The organism is Candidatus Cloacimonadota bacterium, from assembly GCA_012516855.1.
Classification (GTDB): Bacteria; Cloacimonadota; Cloacimonadia; order Cloacimonadales; family Cloacimonadaceae; genus Syntrophosphaera.
This window is the reverse complement of record JAAYWB010000110.1, coordinates 1-16,934: the sequence shown is the minus strand read 5'-3', so window position 1 is coordinate 16,934 and position 16,934 is coordinate 1. Positions and strand designations below refer to the sequence as shown.

Genomic DNA, 16,934 nt, shown 5'->3' with positions numbered 1-16,934 from the left:
GGGGTGGGGGTGATGAACGCAGCCAGAATAGCGATGACAACGATGGCAATGCGCCATTGCCTGGCTAGTTGTTTGGCAGTGATCAACCCAATGCGCGCCAGCAGAAAAACGATAAGCGGCAGTTCAAAAGCCAATCCTACCCAAAAGAGCAGGTTTAAAACAAACCCAAAGTACGTGCTGGGCCGGGGAGCAGTGGCGATGCCCATAAAATTGAGTAAGAAAGGCAGGGCAGTGGGAAGTAAAACGAAGTAGGCAAAAACCAAGCCTGCAGCGAAAAAGAGGGTCGCCAGGGGGATCATGAACCATACCCACTTACGTTCGTTTGGTTTCAATCCCGGCAAAACAAATGCGAAGATTTCGTACACCACGATTGGTAGCGCCAGCACCACGCCAGCAAGTAGCGAGATTTTCATAAAGGCGGTCACGTTTTCGGTTACATCGATGGATTTCATCGCCGAGAGCCCGCCAATTGGACCAGCCAGAACCTCTGCCAGTTGGCGGCTGAAGACAAAGCCAATTACAGTGGCCACCGCCAAGGCGATCACGCTGATGAGCAGGCGCTTGCGCAGCTCATTCACATGGCTCAATATGCTCATTCCAGAAGTTTCTTGTTCCATTTATCCAATAACCTTCGTTTAGCTGTTAATTGTAACAGGGCTATAGGGCAGAACAAGGACACTTCCCTGTATTTAGCGTATCAGCGCTAGCCTGTGGAAGTGGATGGTGAATTCGGTGGCACGCCCGTTACAACAGACGAACAGGCTGGTTTTATGGGTTGTCATTATTTTAATGGTTTCGCGTCTTGCAGGCGCGGTGAATTCAGTAGTGGGTGCAACTGGCAATCAAACAGGGTGCGGTCAGGTGAGTGTGTTATTCATCATGATAGCGTTTTTCGCCGGCTTCAACGCGCATCGCCAGGTGATTCTCTGGCGGCGGCAGGGGGCAGGTGGCGTAAGCAGTGTACGCGCAGGGCCAGTTCCACGCTAGGTTGAAATCCAGTATCAGCCGGTTGTGAACTGGCCGCCGGGTGACCAGGTAGCGCCCGCCGGGGTAGGTGGCGTCTTGCCTGGTGAGGTCTGTGAAACTGAAGAGCAGTTCATCCCCCTCTGCTTGGCCCAGCAGCGTGCAATTGACGCCGCTCATTTGAAAGCGGGCACTCCCTGGGATGCTGACCCTCATTTCACTACCAACGGCGGTGTGAACGATCGTCTCTCTGGGCGGGTCAAAAAAGATGAATTCTGCTGAGACTCGCCAGGCGGGGTTGACTGCGAAATAATTCAAGCCATGAAAACTCTTCAGCCGCTGCGAATCACGGTCCCAAACACGTAAAAAATACAGCCTGCCGCGCTGAATGACCCTCATGGCTAGCGAAGCGCATTCCAGCAAGTCAGGATTTTCGTCGTTATCGGTGCGCAGCTGGCGTTCAGCAGCAGGAGCGCCATTAATCGTAAAGTGGCTGCCCACCTCTACCCAGATTTCATCTCCTGTGAGGGTGATCAAAGCTTCGGCGCCCTGGGCAAGTTCCGGGATGTGGATAGTGTAGCCTGAGCCATGACCCAATCTGTTTTCGCCCGTTTGCAACGGGTACAGCCCGACCAGTGAAAACCAGTTCAAGGGGGATTGCAGCAGGTTCTGTTCACGCTTCCGGCGTTCTCTCTGAATCATCTTCTCATACGAGGTGTGTGTTTTCATGGGTAACCGTTCAGGCGTATTATTTTTAGCGTTAACTTTTAGGAGTGATCGAAAAGGAAGCAGCAGGATGGTTAAGTCCTGCTGCTTGTACCGATCACTCGTATTCAATAGGCTTGTGGGGTTCTTCGGGTTCTGTTTACCCCAATTGAATACTGGTTCCGGGTCATTTGATAAAAATCAATAGAACCGGATCGTGGGATGGGTATACTTCACTCAGTCGAGCAGTTCCTTCGGCACGTTGCCGCCGTTGTCCGCGATCTTCTGAAGGACAACTTTGTGCAGCCACATGTTCATTTGGGCTGAATCAGCCATCTTTTCCTCTGGGCAGCCAAGTTCCTTGGCCAGTTCCTTGCGTTCAGCAAGGCTGCTGTCAAGGCCCAAGAGTTTCATCAGGTCTACGATCGACGTCTTCCAATCAAGTTTCTCTGGATTTGCGGCGGCCAGTTTTTCAAGTTTGGCGACCACATCCACCATGGGGACTGCCGCGGGGGCACCCGGCTTGAAAGCATCGAGCTTAAAGCCGGAGCCTGCGGCTCCAACCATCCCTGCCACTGGGCGGGAATCCTTCGCCACTGAGCCGCCTGGTTTAAGCGCGCTGGTCTTCGGGATTTCAGGTTTTACGGCAGGTGCAGCAGCGGCTGCTTTTTCCTCCTTACCCTTGATGCCCAACTTGTCGAGAATTTTAGAGAATACTCCCATTTTTATTCCTTTCCACTCATTTTAATCAGAACCCCAACTAGGGTTAATTATAGACGGTTTTTGCAAGAAAAGTTAATATTTGTACTCGTTCAATACATATGAGATTTTTCCGAGGTTACCTCTGGGTGATATTTATTAATATACTCGGCTGGGGTGAGATAGTCCAGTGCCTGATGAGGTCGGATCTGGTTATAGACCCGTTCCCACTTGTATAACTCGATGTTTAGACTGTCAATTTGGGCGCTCTTTGGAATGACTGCGTAGAACTCTTCCAAATGGGTACGATGTGCGCGTTCAACTCTTCCGTTTAGCTTAGGGGAATGAGGGGGCAGGACAAAGAGCTTTAATCCTAAGCGCTGACAAGCCTCCTCAAAACCTGCCCGATATTCACTTCCGCCATCGACCTGTATGGCTCTCACTGGAAAGGGCATACGAGCCAGGATGGTACCGAGGAACTCAGCAGCAGTGTTACCTGTGGCGCGCTGATGAGCTTCCAACACATCCCAACGGCTGATCACATCTCTGGCTGTGAAGTGTTTTATCATTCTGCCGTCAAGTGGTCTCACATCCAGGGTATCCACCTGTATCAGGTCTCCAGGTTTATTGATCACGTAATTCTTTGGTTTTCGGATGGCGTAAGGCCTTCTTTGTTTTCGTTTCTTGATCTTCACCAACCCCCTGGGTGGCTCATGCAGCAACCCGCGCCGCTTTAGATCCACTAGAATCCTTCCTACTGTAGAACTCGACGTTTTCCAGCCTTGTCGCTTCAATAAAACTACGATCTTGTCCTTGCCCCAACCCGGATATTCTTCTCGCAATTCCAACACCGCTTCGGATAGTTCCGTCCCCCACCACATGGGTTGTCGTACCCGGTGTGGCCTGCGACTTTTCTCTTCCAATCCTTTGGGTCCCTTTTCTTCAAACCGCTTGCGCCATCTATAGCGTGTGGCTCGGGATACCCGCAACAGTAAACTGATCTCTTTTTCTCCAACCCCCTTTTCTTTCAAGGTATTCCATAGATTCAGCTTCTGCATTCGTTGGTCAGCCGCAGCTGATAACATCACTGGCTTGAATTTGGCTAGATAATAAAATTCTTTTGGGATACAATGTATGCGCATCGAGGCTTCTCTCCTTTTGTTTGGTTTGTCACCCTTAAGGATGACCTCGATGCTCTTTTTTGTCTAGCCTTTTTGTCTCATATGTATCTGAACTTATTCAGAAAATCGTTCAAGCCCATCACAAAGGCTTTCGATTTTGTTTGAGCACGATCAGTTGTGCAAAAAGGATCGCGCCTAGGATGACCACGCATCCAATCACCTGAACCAGGTTTAGTTGTTCGTTCAAGAAAAGCACACCCGTGATGGCGGCGAACACCGCTTCCAGGCTCAATAAGAGCGCGGCATCCGCTGAAGGGGCTTTCTTTTGCCCGATGGCCTGCAAGGTGAAACCCAGCACGACCGAGAACAAAGATGAGTATAGCAATGGCAGCCAGCTGGCGCGCAGTGCGGGCATGCTCACCGGTTCAATGAACATGCTCATTACCAGGTGGATCAAACCGCAAACCAAAAACTGACCCACAGAAAAGACAAGCACGTCGATTTTTTTCACTGCCAGCCCCACCACGATCACGTGCAGCGCCCATACCACCGAGCCAGCCAGCAGGATGAGGCTGCCCGTGGAGGGGATCAGCACAGTCCCGCCAGTGCTTAACAGGTAGGTACCAGCGAGCGCTACCAGCGCAGCAACCCAGGTGACCACTGGCGTGCGTTGACGCCAGAACAACGCCAGCAGGACAGGAACGAGCACCACATAGGTCCCGGTGATGAAGCCGGCAGTGCTGGCAGAAGTGGTGCCAATGCCAATCTGTTGCAGCGAGCTGGCAGAAAACAGCACCCCTCCAGCAAGCAATACCCAACCCCAACCACCTTTGAAGGCGCGAAAACGCCGCCAAACAAATAACAGCAGCACCAACCCGCCGAGCAAGAATCGAATACCATTAAACGCGTTAAAGCCCAGGTGAAATGAAGCCATACGCTGGGCGACAAAACCAGCACCCCAGATGATGGCGGCCAGCAGTAGATAGGTATCTGATACCAGCCTTTCGCGCAAATTGATTTTTTCAGAGTCTTGGTTCATCGATTTGTTGATTGTACCCAAAAAATGAAAAAGCCACCCGGGATTTTGCGCCCGGGTGGCAGGGCAGGTTCTTTAGCGGTTGTGCTTGAATTGCCGGCTGGCGCGCTGCATGCGCCATTGACGGGCGACCCTGGCGAGATCGGTCGATAATTTGGCTTTCACCCATTCGCTGGCAAACTTTTCCTGCGGGAGCGCCAACAGCTTTGTGTGCATTTCGTCCAGAAGTTCCTCTGTAACGCCATTTTCTTCCACGTTTTCCATCCATAAAGCTTTTTCAGTCTCGTCGAACGGAATTTGTTGAAGTAGATGAATGATCTGATGTTTCTCAGCCTGTGTTTTTTCAGCCATATTTCCTCCTTCAGCGGGCATCTTCACCGGGCTATTCTATTGTACACGATTCAACCCTCTCTTCAGCGCTGCAACTTTCTAACCGGTGAAGCGTAAACAACATGAAGGATATCACAGGAGATGAATATGGATAACAACACAAAAAAGCTTTACCGCTCGAGGGTTGACCGCAAGATTGGCGGGGTCTGCGGCGGGCTGGGCGAATATTTTGGTATTGACCCCACGCTTGTGCGGCTGTTGTTTGTGCTGGGTTTACTCTTTGTGGGCGGCACGCTGCTGGCGTACCTCATCCTGTTGATCGTGATCCCTGAAGAGCCTTTATAAACTGTTAGCCCAGCCAGAAGAAAAGAACCAGGCTGTTACCGCTCCAGGCTTCGTTCGCTGGCTCAGTCTGCGGCGTTATTCGTGGCGCAGGGCTTCTACCGGCTCCAGGTTGGCCGCGCGGTTTGCCGGATAAAGACCGAAGAATAATCCCACCGCGGTGGAGAAAAGCGTCGCCAGCAGGATGGCATCCAGGCTGACCTGGGGGGTGAAAGGGGTGTTGTTGGCCACCGCGATACGCCCGACCACATAAGAAATCAGCCACCCGAGCCCGATGCCGATAATGCCGCCAAAAAGGCTCAACAACGAGGATTCAGTGAGGAACTGGATCAGGATATCCTTTTTACGCGCGCCGAGGGCTTTGCGCAGCCCAATTTCGCGGGTGCGTTCTGTTACCGAAACCAGCATTATATTCATAATGCCGATGCCGCCGACTAGCAGCGAGATGCCGGCAATACCACCCAAGAAGATAGTGAGCACACCGGTGATGGTCTTGGCCAGGTCTACAAAATCATCTTGCGAAAAAATGGTGAAGTCATCCTGCCCAATACGCGTACGGTGGCGGCTGCGCAGGATTTGAGCGATCTCTTCAGTTGCCTGCGTGGTCAGTTCGGGCGAGATAACCTGCACGAGGATCATATCCAGGCGGTTATCAGGGTGGCGGATGAGGCGCGCCTGCGCGGTGCTGAGAGGGATGATGAGCAGGTCATCTTGTGAGCCGAAAGATGAGCCGCCTTTCGTCTCTAATAAACCTATCACGCGGAAGGGCTGCCCTTCGATGCGCAGGGTTTCGCCGACCAACCCTTCACGCCGCCCGAAGAGTTTTTCAGCGGTGTCTGGACCGATGAGCGCCACAGAAGACCTGCCCAGCAGCTGTTCTTCAGAAATAAAAACGCCTTCTGTTAACCCGTAATTTCTTATCTGTTGATAGGCAGGGGTCACCCCGTAAACGGTCGTTCGGGTGGATTCACCAGCCGTGCTGACCACGAGTGACCCATTTACCACAGGCGCCACACCCGCTACGGATGGCGCCTGGAACTGGTCAAGGAAGGCTTCTGCGTCTTCACTGGTGAGGGGCTCGATGCGGGTGAGCTCTACAGTAGGATTACCGCGAATCACGAATAGCAGGTTGCTGCCGATGCCGCTGATGGAACCGGTGATGGTTTCCTGCGCGCCAGCGCCAACTGCCATCATAGCGATGACCGCGCCGACGCCAATGACAATTCCCAGTATGGTCAGAAATGAGCGCAGCTTGTTGGAATACAGGCTTTCAAGCGCCTCCACGATCGCCTGCCAGAGGTTCATGGCGTATCTCCCTCTACCAGGCCATCTTTTAAGCGGATGACACGCTGAGTGTTGGAAGCCACGCCCTGATCGTGCGTGACGATGATCAACGTTGTGCCTGAATTCTGGTTCAATTTCAACAGCAATTCCATGATCTCCTGACCGGAACGAGAATCAAGGTTGCCGGTAGGCTCGTCAGCCATCAAGATGGCGGGGTTGTTCACCAGCGCCCTGGCGATGGCCACGCGTTGCTGCTGCCCGCCGGAGAGTTCGGGCGGGCGGTGGTGCATACGGTCAGCCAAGCCAACCGATTCAAGCGCGGCGATCGCCCGCTCGCGCTTCTCTTTTGTCACCCCCGCGTAACGCATGGGCAGCTCTACATTTTCGATCGCGCTTTGCCGGGGCAGCAGGTTAAAGCTCTGAAAGACAAACCCTACTTTGCGGTTGCGGATGTTTGCCAGATGGTCGTCATCCAGTTGGGCAACCTCTTCTCCATCCAGCGTGTAAGTGCCGCTGCTGGGTCGGTCAAGGCAGCCCAGCAGGTTCATCAACGTGGACTTGCCTGAGCCCGAGGGACCCATAATGGCGACGATCTCGCCGCGGTCGATGGTGATACTGACCCCCGCGAGGGCGTGCACGGACACTTCGCCAAGCTGGTAAATTTTGGTCAGTTCATGCGTTTGAATGACGGGTTCCATAAAGGTGCCTTAGAAAGGCGGTCTTCCGCTGAAATGCACATCCATAAAGGAGGAAGGCGGGTTGAGAATGACCTTATCCCCTTCTTTAAGGTCCCCTGAGAGGATTTCGCTCATCGAATCTGAAGAGGCGCCAATGGTGATGCTCACTTCAGTGGGGATGTTGTTCTTCAGGATGTAGACCACTGGATGGTTATTTACCAGGCGGATTGCGCGGTTGGGGACGGTCAACACATCTTCCAGCTGGCTGACGATGATGTTCACCCCAGCGGTCATCCCGGGCAGCACCTGCTCATCAGGGTTGAGTATCTCGACCGTGACCTTAAAATTGACCAGCCCGGATTCAATCGTGCCTACCCGGGCCACACGGTTCACCTTGCCCTGGTAAGCCTGGTTGTTAATGGCGTCGAAGGTCAGCTCAACAGGCTGACCGACCACGACACGGTTGATGTCCACCTCGGGAACCTGCACGTCCACCAGCAGATGAGAGAGGTCATCCAGTCTGAAAGCCACCCCTCCGCTGGTAACCAGGTCACCGGGCATGATATTGACCTCGGTGACCGTGCCGCCAAAGGGGGCGGAAATATGCGCCAGCGCCATGGTGGCCTTAATCGCCGCGATACGAGCCTTGGCCGCGGCGATATCGTTGGGGTCCGCCCCGTCCTTCAGGCGTTCCCATTCGCGTTGGGCGTCTTCATATTCCGCCAGCGCTACCGCAACCTTGCCCTCTGATATGGCGATTTCTTTTTCATTGGGGTTCTGCACCAGGTAATCGAGGTCTTTGATGGCTTTATCCAGGCTTTCACGCGCGTTGGCCAGCGTGCTGAGCGCGTTGGCCTTCAGCGGGTCGTCATCATCGCGTTCATCCACTTTGTCGTAGTTTTCCTCAGCGGTGTTCACCCGGTCGCGAGCCAGGGTCACTGCAGCCTGGGCTGCGTCGATCTTATTCTGGTTGGTGGTACGGGCAGTATCTCCATGCCAGCTTGACCATACGGCGCGTTCGTAAGCGTCTTTGGCGTTGGCCAGGCTTAATTGCGCCCGCGCCTGGCTCAGGTTGGAATCCAGCAGGTTATCGAGTGCGCGTTGGGCTTCCACCAGGTCTGCCTGGGCCAAAATGATATTTTGCGGCAGTGAGGATTCGACAAGTTCTGCCAGGATGGTCTCGCCAGCAACTTTTTCACCTGTCTTCACGTGAATGGTACCAACCCGGCCGCTGGTTTGCCAGACGAGCACCGCGCTCTGGTTGGCGCGAACCGTGCCGGTGGCTCCGATAATGGCAACCAGTTCACCCCTGGTCACTTCAACTGTCTGGAGTTCGGCGACGGCAGCTTTGCGGGCGCTGAGGGTATTGAGCACCAGGTAGGCAATCACACCGGCAGCCGCGAGACCGAGGAGGATGAACAGGATGGTTTTTTTTGTCAAACTTTTTTTCATAGGAACTTAATGCCTTCTCTTAATGATAATGCGCTCAGCGTGAACAGGTATAATTTGCGCATGACCTGGCGTAAATATACCGGGATTGCGGTCCCGCTATTGATGATGATGGTGTTGTTATGCGGCTCGGTTGTTTCTTTAGCGGATCCGCTGGACCAGGCGCGGCTGTTCACTGCCTATATCGAATATGATTATATCGCCTGGTTGGCAAATGCGTCAGGGCAAAAGGCCTCTCAAGCGCTGTTAAACCCCGTTCAAAGACTGCCGCAGGAACAGCAAACCCGGTTGGTGAAGCGCTACTTTACGCTTGTGCAGGCGTTGGAAGTTGTGCAGGCGAGGGTGGAACTGGTATACGCAGACCCTGCCATCAGTGATGCCGCGGCAGCCGCCGCTGAACTGATCAGGCAGCAGCACGCGCTGCAACAGTCGCTGGATGGTCTATCCCCATTGGTGGAAGCCATCTTGCAATTCCAAGTTGCCAGCGTGATGGCAGACGAGGGGATTGGTTTTCTGGCGCAGCCGCTCCCCCCGGTGCTTTTTCATTCTTCGCCGCTTCCAAAAGCCCTGATCGTATCTCCGCGCGATTCGATTCGCCAGGAAGTCAACATCTCCCTGCTGGCTGACCTGGGATTGGAAGACATCACCAGGCTTGAAGAAAATGTGTCGTCTTATATGAATGCTTCGGCGCTGGTGGTGGATGTAGGCGGGATTGGCGTATACCCCACCATGGTGCAGCGTTCTTCGAATATCGAATGGACGCTTGACACCATCGCCCACGAGTGGACGCATAATTACCTGACCCTGCATCCCCTGGGTTGGAACTATGACACCACGGCTGAGCTGCGCACCATGAACGAGACCGCTGCTTCGATTGTTGGGAAGGAGATCAGCCGCGAAGTGATGCGGCGCTACTATGCTGATGATGACACGGGCGAAAACAAAACGCCGAAAGCGTGGTTAAAAAGAACTGCCGTGAACGAGTTTGATTTTCGTCAGGAGATGCACAAAACCCGCGTAAGGGTGGATGAATTACTGGCGCAGGGCAAGGTGGAAGAAGCCGAAGAATATATGGAGCAGCGCCGCGTGGTCTTCGTGGAGCACGGCTATATGATCCGCAAACTGAACCAGGCTTACTTTGCCTTTCATGGCGCTTATGCGGATATGCCTGGCGGGGCAGTCGGAGAAGACCCGGTAGGTCCGGCAGTGCGCGCGTTGAGAGAGCAGGCGGGTTCACTGGCGCTCTTTTTGCGCCGCATCGCCTGGATGAACTCTTTTACTGACCTGCAGAAAGCGCTCGCGCACTGAGCGCTACGTGCCTCGCAGGGAAAGACTGAAAGGCGTGATCATTCTTCCCCCAGTTCTGGTAAATCGCGCTCGATCTCCTCGGGGGTTTGCCCTTTTTCCAACCGGCTGACCACCTCATCGAACTCACCCGGAAGGTCATCTGCCCCTACCTCGTTTTTCATCTCCCGCATCATGCGCCCCAGCGCTTTGGGATCATGGTCAATCATATCCAGGTCGCTGTCGTTGGCCAACGACTCCAGGCGTCCTGCATCTCCGCGCGCGACGCGCACCTTACGGATCACACGTTGCAGGTCAGTGGAACCGCAACTGGGGCAGGCGGTCTGATGGTGGTCATATTCCGCGTAGGTGAGGAACACTTCAAAACGCTGCTTGCAACTGGAACAACGAAAATCATAGATCGGCATAGCTACCTCAGTTGATTACTGACATTATCCATTATAATCACAGCATATCAGAACTGTGTAAAAATTCCCCTGAGAGGTTCAGCATGTCTTCTGAAGAGGTGTCTTTTGACCTAATCCACCCGCAGCCCTTGTTCATCGTTATATCCGGCACTTCAGGGGTCGGTAAAGACAGCGTGATCAGAGGGCTGAAGCAGCGCGACTTACCGCTGCATGTGGTGATCACTGCCACCACACGCGCGCCACGCGCAGGAGAGGTGGATGGGAAGGACTATTTTTTCTTCACCCCAGATGAATTTAAAACCCGGCAAGCCGAAGGCTGGTTCGCCGAGCACGCCGTGGTATATTCTGATCTTAAGGGGATTCCGCGCCATCAAATAGAAGAAGCGTTGGCGAGCGGCAAGGATGTGGTGGCACGCGTGGACGTGCAAGGCGCCAGAACCTTGCGCAAGCAGTATCCGCAGGCCGTGCTGATTTTTATCGTTCCTGGGTCTTTTGATGAATGGTACCAACGGCTAACGCGGCGCGGCACTGAGTCAGCAGATGACCTGCGGCTGCGCGTGGCGAAAGCCCGTGAAGAAGTAAAACAGATCGGGTTGTTCGATTATGTGGTGGTGAACCCGGATGGACAGATCGAAAAGGCGGTGGATGACGTGGTTTCCATTATTAAAACCGAACATATGGCGGTGAAACACCGCCGTATCCTCTGATGGAACGCTTCGCGGGCTCTCAGGAAGAACAGCAGCCTCAGCCACCGCCGGTGGGGACGCCTGTTACAGTAAGGCTGCCGGTTAGAAAACCATGGGTGACCTATGGGCTCATTGGCATCACGATTGCGGTGTTCCTGTTACAGTTGCTCTCTCAATCCACAAGCCACGACGGCGTTGATTGGCCTTTCCTGCTCGGCGGGAAGATCAATGCCTATATCCTGCGCGGCGAGCTGTGGCGGCTGGTGACCCCCGCGCTGCTGCACGGCAGCCTGCTGCACATCGCTTTTAATATGTACGCCTTGTTCTCGCTGGGCAGTTCATTGGAGCGTTACTACGGCCATGGCAGGTTCCTGGTGCTCTATATCATCGGGTCTTTTTGCGGCAATTCGCTCTCTTTCCTGCTCTCGCCAAACCCTTCGCTGGGCGCTTCAACGGCGGTGTTCGGGCTGGTGGCTGCCGAAGGCGTTTTTATTTACCGCAACAGGAGGTTGTTCGGTTCGCGGGCGCGCGCCATGCTTTCAAACCTGGTGCTGATCGTGGTTGTGAATCTGCTCATCGGATTGCAACCAGGGATTGATAACTGGGGGCACCTGGGCGGGCTGGCTGGAGGGGCGTTGTTTGCCTGGATGGCTGGGCCGCTGCTGCTGGTACAACAAACATCCACCGGTTACGAACTCCAAGATTCCAGGTTGAGCGGCGGCTTACTGTGGGGGATCCTGCTTTCCGCGGGCCTGTTTAGCGCTATGGTGATTAGCAGGTTCATTACCGGAGACTGAGAAGCGGGAACTTTTGCAACAAAAAGCGGGGAGTTGGACTCCCCGCTTTTTTGGTTGATACGCTGGTCTTATGGTTCGCTGACCTCAAACCAGGGAACGTTCATGGTGGTCCAAGACTTGGGTGCCTGGATTGAAAAACCCACCTTGCCCTTCTTGAGGTTTTTATTGGTCACGGTTTGAGAAAAGACATCATTGATGTAAACTGAGAGCTCTTTGCCCTTGCATTCAAGGGTGTATTTATTGGTGTCTTTGCCGTAGTGGAACTTTTCAGCGCCGCCATCCGATAAGAAGTTCCATTTCACCAGGGGTTTATCAAAATAATACAGCCTCCATCTCCCTGTGTTGCTCACAATGAGTTCATACCAGCCAAGTTCCTCATCATACCGGCAGACCAATGCTGCTTGGCTGGCAGGGAAACCCAGGTTTTCGACCTCAACAGAGATTTTCACATCCTCATAAACCTGGGGTCGATAAATCATATAGTAGTTGAGATAGTACCGCTCGATATTGAATTCAATAGTACCGTCTTCAAGCTCGACTTTGATTTTCTTTTCAAGTTCTTCGTTTTCTTTAAAAATTTTATTTACTTTTACAGTGATGTCGTAAATGAAGTGGTCGTACTGGTCCAACCCATTATCAAATTCATCCAGGAAGTACCGTTCTCCTTGCGCGCTGTCTTCTGCTATGAACGGCGTTGGTTCGTATCCAAATGGCGGCGTTGGTCTAGTTGCCGCATCTGGTGGCTCCGTTGGCGGGGCGGCGGGAGGTTCAGTTGCCACTATCGGCGGGGCCATTTCCTCGGATGTAGCAGTGATTATAATGACCTGAGGAGATTCGGGTGTGGCAGTGATGATGATGACCTGAGGGGGTTCGGTTGTGGCTGCTCCTTTGGAATTGCCACAGGCGGAGACGAGCAAGGTCAAAGCCAGGGCAATCATCATCAATGAGATGAACGCTTTTTTATTCATCGCTTTCTCCTTGTTGTCTTACTTATCTAATTTTGGATGGTACTTATATAGTACACGAGATTTCTTTTATTTCAAGCCCCATCCGCACCATGCATTGGCATGTCAGGTCTTCTGAGGTGCTGGACAATTACGGTTGACTGATATCGAAATACTCAAAGTCCACGTTCACCGGGAATTGGTTAAAAGAGGATACGCCCAGCCCTACGCGCCCTTCTCTCAGGTCTTTGTGCTCTACGGTTTTGAGGAGCACATCGTTTACATACAACGAGAGTTGAGTACCAATGCACTCTGCGGTGATCTTGTTGATCTGCCTGCCCATTTTAATGTCGTTGGAACCGCCGTTCCATAACTTCACGTGACCTTTAACGAGCGTGTTGTCGTAGTAATTGATACGGAAGAGCCCATTGCTGCTGATATTGAACTCGTACCAGCCTAATTCTTCATCGTAGCGGCACACCAGGGTGATGTGGTTGTCGTTATATGCCAGGTTTTCAGCGCTTACTTCCAGGCGCACATCCGTGTAAGTGTACGGGTCATAGGTGAGGTAAGGCGCAAGGTACATCGCGTTGAGGCGCACCTTTAATTTTCCATCTTCGGTGTAAATCTTATCTTTACCGAAACGCCCTGTCCATAATATCTGTTCAAAATCGTCAAGACCTCCATCGAATTCTTCACGGAAGTACTTGGGCGGTTCTTCACCCCGGGGTGTTTCCGCATCGGGCGCGGCAAGGGGTTCGGTAGGCTCAGGTGTGGCAGAAACCTCCGCTGCTGTAGGAGTTACCACGATCACATAAGGGGTTTGTGTTGGTTGAGGAGTGCTTTCGATTGCTGCAGCTGGTGCGCAGGCGCTGCCGCCCACGCTCACCAGGGCGGTGATCGCGGCGATGAAAACCCATTTTTTTATTTTCATTTTATCCTTCTTGTGTTCAAGAGGCAACTTTATGAGGTTGAACGTCGGCTGACTGTTCTTTGAAGAAATGAGTCATCACTAAAGAAGAAAGCCCTAAAATCCACCGTCTCCGTAGAAGCTGGGGTCGGTCGGGATTTTCCCTGATGGATCCCACACGTACACATAGTCGCCATCGTTCGCCCAGTTGAACATCCAGTGCGCGTCTGCCACGCTGAGATTGACGCATCCATGCGAGTTCTGGTAGCCGAGGAACGGCTGCCAGTAAGCACCGTGGATCGCGCGGGCTTTGTCATAATACATGATGTAAGGTACTTCTTCCAGGTAGTAGTAATCGGAGCGGTCGACTTCGAAAGAACCGCTCATGGGGTCGGATTCCAGTTTTTTGTAAATCTGGAACACCCCGGGCTGGGTGAAGAAAGGGTTGACTCCTGAGGCGATGAGGGTGGCAAAAACCATCTGACCATTTTCATATGCGGTCAGCGTGTTTTCATACAGGTTGATCTCAATCCACTTGTCAACTGGCACGCCTGCGGGGCGCTGATAGTTGGGAATGACGCGCGATATAACCCGGTGTTCCACCCACTCGTTATAGCCGATCATCACCCATTCGGTCTCGTTGACCACTGCAGAGTCATAAACCATAACGGGGTCCAGCCGCCAGTAGTTCACACCGGTTTCGGGGTATTCGTAACCAGGACCAGCGCGGCTGGTCGTTTCATTGATGATCCAGCCAAAGGAAAAATCCGGACTTTCTTTAAGAATGTATCCCTGGAAGTTGGTCGCCGCGACTTTCTTGGCGAGCTCCACGCTCACCCATTCGGTAGTGGCGATCTGAAAGAAACGACCACGCGAGGTCTCAGCGCTGTTCATTAACGCCACGTATTTGGTACGGCTTTTTGGCAGGACGTTGCTGGGCTTACCACTTTCGACGTCAGCGAGCGTGGCGTACAGGGGAATTTCCTGGTCATCGACCAGTTTGGCGTAAGAGAAGGGTGTGGCGCCGAGTTCATACGGCGTCCGCGAGGCGAACAGCTGCCGTCCCTGCGGGGGGATTCCCCTGGCGGCCAGTTCTTCAAGGCGCGCGGCCGGGCCGGCTTTCAGGCAGCCGTTCATCAGTTCTTCGCTTGTCTCGGGCAGGCACAGGGCGCTATCAGCTTCACTTTTACCGGGGGAAGTGAGCGCGGAAACCCCCTGTACCCGCGCAAACAAAGCAGCGAAAACGGCGGTGAGGATCAACACGGCAAGGCTCAGTCTTGGTTTCAATGCACAATTCCTCGAATCATCATATTCAGATATATTTTATCTTAAAAAGATCTGTTCAACCTATCACGGTTTTTCCCCCACCCATGGCAAAGCTTGGCGGTCTTACTCCGGCTCATCTTCGGTGTTTCGTGAAGTGAACTGCTTAAGGCAGGAAAAAGTCTGTTCACCCAGCAGATATTTCAGCTCCGGCTCGAAGGTATCGAGTAACGGGATGGGTTTGGGCGCGCGTCTCAGGCAACTTCCCTGCTCGTTCACCATATCTTCTGCGGCGTCTAACGTGATCCTGCCTTCTTCATCCAGGTCGAGGGGGTGCAGCACACAATAAAATGGTTTAAAACGCCAGGGATGCAGGTTATTTGCCAGCGCCGCCACCTGCAGCGCGCATTTGCCATCCGCGAGGCAGAAAACGCAGGCGGTTCCCTGGTAATGCTCAGCCCGGTTTTCTACCGCTGTATGGATGACCCGACTGCTTGGGCTGCGCTTATCTCTGTCTTCCACCGCGGCAAACCACTCGCCGGGTACGCGGCAGTCCGGCGGCATATGCGGCAGGATGATGGCAGCGTTGCGCATAATATCATCGACCTCGCGCAGGTCTACCCACACGCCAAAGACGCAGCAGGCGCCTTTGCAATCTGCAAGGCTGCAGCGCTGAATGGCTTCCGATTGAAGCAACCGCGGGTTAACGCGGCTGAGCGCTTTTTTCGTGGTAGCGTCCATGAGCAGATTGTACCACCTCCAAAATGCGCGAAATTCTCATCAAAAAAAGGCGCTGTTAATGAAATAAGGTAAAATGGATGGGGGTTTTCCCCCAACAGTCTATACAAAAACAAGGAGTAAGAATGGCTGCCTGGAAGGTGCTGTTGACGGATGGATTGGAAGAGAACGGAAAAGAGATCTTGCGGTCTGCGGCAGAGGTAACAGACCAATCAGGGATCAGCGCGGAGGACCTCTTAAAGGTCGTGGGGCAGTATGACGCCCTGATCGTTCGCGGTCGCACCAAGGTGACGGAGTCGGTGTTGGCTGCCGCGCCCCATTTAAAAGTGGTGGGCAGGGCAGGCGTTGGGGTGGATAACATCGACCTGGCTGCCGCGAAAGCGTACCAGGTGACCGTAGTGAATTCTCCGTTGGCCACTACCGTGGCAGTTGCCGAGCTGACCCTGAGCTTGATGTTGAGCCTTGTCCGTGAACTTCCACGCGCTGATGCTTCAATGAAAGCGGGTAAATGGTTGAAAAAAGAATTCGAAGGGCGCGAGCTATTTGGCAAAACCCTCGGTGTGATTGGTTTCGGGCGCATTGGCTCAGCCGTGGCAACGCGCGCCAAAGCCTTCGAAATGAAAATCCTGGCTTATGACCCGCTGGTTTCAGCCGAAGAAATCAAGAAGCGCGGTGGTGAACCGGTGAGCCTGGATGAATTGCTCGCGGCTGCTGATATGATCACCATGCACATGCCTCTCACAGCTGATTCACGCAATTTGCTGAACGCTGAAGCCCTTGCCAAAACCAAAGCGGGTGTTTACATTGTGTGCGCCGCGCGCGGTGGGGTTATTGATGAAGAAGCGCTGCTGGCTGCTTTAAACTCAGGTCACGCTGCGGGCGCTGCGCTGGATGTGTTCGCGAACGAACCCCCTGGGGCGACCGAGCTGGTGGCGCACCCGCACGTGATCGATTCACCCCATATTGGCGCACAGACTGTTGAAGCCCAGGCGCGCGCGGCCAACGATATCGCGGAAGAAATCCTCAACGCGCTTGCCGGCAAACCCCTGCGCTGGAAAGTCGCCTGAACATGACAGGAGAGATGATGCAAAAAAAGGTAGAGCGGTTTAAGCGCATGATCATGGAAGTCACCGACCTGGGACACGCGGAAGCCGTGTTGGGGTGGGACCAGCAGGTGTATATGCCGCGCGGTGGCGGAGAAGACCGCGGAGATATCCTGGAAACGATCGCCAGCCTGGCGCATCAGAAGTTCACTTGCAACGAGATGGGAGAACTGCT

The 16,934-nt window shown here is 53.5% G+C and carries 20 protein-coding genes; 6 read left to right on the top strand and 14 right to left on the bottom strand.

What is annotated here, in order from left to right:
* From tatC to GX466_09160, 6 genes are all read right to left on the bottom strand, one after another.
* Positions 1–617 (bottom strand): twin-arginine translocase subunit TatC (tatC, locus tag GX466_09185; GenBank protein NLH94369.1); only part of this gene is annotated, 617 nt, incomplete at its 3' end.
* A 253-nt stretch (positions 618–870) separates the two neighbouring features.
* The gene (locus GX466_09180) at positions 871–1,665 is read right to left on the bottom strand and encodes a DUF1684 domain-containing protein (protein NLH94368.1); all 795 of its coding nucleotides are present in this window, start codon (positions 1,663–1,665) and stop codon (positions 871–873) included.
* A gap of 240 nt (positions 1,666–1,905) precedes the next feature.
* The gene (locus GX466_09175) at positions 1,906–2,391 is read right to left on the bottom strand and encodes a DUF3597 domain-containing protein (protein NLH94367.1); all 486 of its coding nucleotides are present in this window, start codon (positions 2,389–2,391) and stop codon (positions 1,906–1,908) included.
* Between the two features lie 89 nt (positions 2,392–2,480).
* Positions 2,481–3,509 (bottom strand): transposase, encoded by a 1,029-nt coding sequence (locus GX466_09170; GenBank protein NLH94366.1) that lies wholly within the window; start codon positions 3,507–3,509, stop codon positions 2,481–2,483.
* Positions 3,510–3,627: 118 nt separating this feature from the next.
* Positions 3,628–4,548: a DMT family transporter gene (locus tag GX466_09165; GenBank protein NLH94365.1), complete on the bottom strand. Its 921-nt coding sequence runs from the start codon at positions 4,546–4,548 to the stop codon at positions 3,628–3,630.
* 51 nt (positions 4,549–4,599) lie between these two features.
* Entirely contained in the window at positions 4,600–4,875 is a 276-nt protein-coding gene (locus GX466_09160; GenBank protein NLH94364.1) for a hypothetical protein, read from the bottom strand.
* A 126-nt stretch (positions 4,876–5,001) separates the two neighbouring features.
* Here GX466_09160 and GX466_09155 point away from each other — a divergent pair, with 126 nt between their 5' ends.
* Positions 5,002–5,199 carry a PspC domain-containing protein gene (locus GX466_09155; protein ID NLH94363.1) on the top strand — a complete coding sequence of 66 codons (198 nt, stop codon included), beginning with the start codon at positions 5,002–5,004 and terminating at the stop codon, positions 5,197–5,199.
* Between the two features lie 75 nt (positions 5,200–5,274).
* On the opposite strand, the gene GX466_09150 is transcribed toward GX466_09155, so the two are convergent.
* Genes GX466_09150 through GX466_09140 form a run of 3 tightly spaced genes read right to left on the bottom strand, consistent with a single transcriptional unit; the run spans position 5,275 to position 8,597 of the window.
* Positions 5,275–6,501, bottom strand: a complete 1,227-nt coding sequence (locus GX466_09150) for an FtsX-like permease family protein (GenBank protein ID NLH94362.1) — start codon at positions 6,499–6,501, stop codon at positions 5,275–5,277.
* Positions 6,498–7,178 carry an ABC transporter ATP-binding protein gene (locus GX466_09145; protein NLH94361.1) on the bottom strand — a complete coding sequence of 227 codons (681 nt, stop codon included), beginning with the start codon at positions 7,176–7,178 and terminating at the stop codon, positions 6,498–6,500. The genes GX466_09150 and GX466_09145 overlap by 4 nt, the downstream gene beginning before the upstream one ends.
* Before the next feature lie 9 nt (positions 7,179–7,187).
* Positions 7,188–8,597, bottom strand: coding sequence for an efflux RND transporter periplasmic adaptor subunit (locus tag GX466_09140; GenBank protein NLH94360.1), 1,410 nt, complete (start codon positions 8,595–8,597; stop codon positions 7,188–7,190).
* Between the two features lie 21 nt (positions 8,598–8,618).
* Between GX466_09140 and GX466_09135 the strand changes: the two genes are divergently transcribed.
* A complete protein-coding gene (locus tag GX466_09135) occupies positions 8,619–9,914 on the top strand; it encodes a hypothetical protein (protein NLH94359.1) in 1,296 nt (431 codons plus the stop codon).
* A gap of 38 nt (positions 9,915–9,952) precedes the next feature.
* Here GX466_09135 and GX466_09130 read toward each other — a convergent pair whose 3' ends face one another.
* Complete coding sequence (locus GX466_09130; protein ID NLH94358.1) at positions 9,953–10,318, bottom strand: zinc ribbon domain-containing protein; 366 nt, start codon at positions 10,316–10,318, stop codon at positions 9,953–9,955.
* An 83-nt stretch (positions 10,319–10,401) separates the two neighbouring features.
* Between GX466_09130 and gmk the strand changes: the two genes are divergently transcribed.
* Positions 10,402–11,025, top strand: a complete 624-nt coding sequence (gene gmk, locus GX466_09125; protein NLH94357.1) for a guanylate kinase — start codon at positions 10,402–10,404, stop codon at positions 11,023–11,025.
* Positions 11,025–11,801 (top strand): rhomboid family intramembrane serine protease, encoded by a 777-nt coding sequence (locus GX466_09120; protein NLH94356.1) that lies wholly within the window; start codon positions 11,025–11,027, stop codon positions 11,799–11,801. Before gmk ends, GX466_09120 begins: the two co-directional genes overlap by 1 nt.
* Positions 11,802–11,869: 68 nt before the next feature.
* Here the strand turns inward: GX466_09120 and GX466_09115 are convergent, their stop codons facing one another.
* The 4 genes from GX466_09115 to GX466_09100 form a co-directional block, all read right to left on the bottom strand.
* Entirely contained in the window at positions 11,870–12,769 is a 900-nt protein-coding gene (locus tag GX466_09115) for a hypothetical protein (GenBank protein ID NLH94355.1), read from the bottom strand.
* A 127-nt stretch (positions 12,770–12,896) separates the two neighbouring features.
* Complete coding sequence (locus GX466_09110) at positions 12,897–13,679, bottom strand: hypothetical protein (protein NLH94354.1); 783 nt, start codon at positions 13,677–13,679, stop codon at positions 12,897–12,899.
* 93 nt (positions 13,680–13,772) lie between these two features.
* Positions 13,773–14,942, bottom strand: a complete 1,170-nt coding sequence (locus tag GX466_09105) for a L,D-transpeptidase (protein NLH94353.1) — start codon at positions 14,940–14,942, stop codon at positions 13,773–13,775.
* Positions 14,943–15,044: 102 nt separating this feature from the next.
* Entirely contained in the window at positions 15,045–15,659 is a 615-nt protein-coding gene (locus GX466_09100) for a DUF3109 family protein (GenBank protein ID NLH94352.1), read from the bottom strand.
* A gap of 122 nt (positions 15,660–15,781) precedes the next feature.
* On the opposite strand from GX466_09100, the gene GX466_09095 reads away from it, so the two are divergent.
* A complete protein-coding gene (locus GX466_09095; GenBank protein ID NLH94351.1) occupies positions 15,782–16,723 on the top strand; it encodes a hypothetical protein in 942 nt (313 codons plus the stop codon).
* 17 nt (positions 16,724–16,740) lie between these two features.
* On the top strand, positions 16,741–16,934 hold a 194-nt coding region (locus GX466_09090), incomplete at its 3' end, for a carboxypeptidase M32 (protein ID NLH94350.1).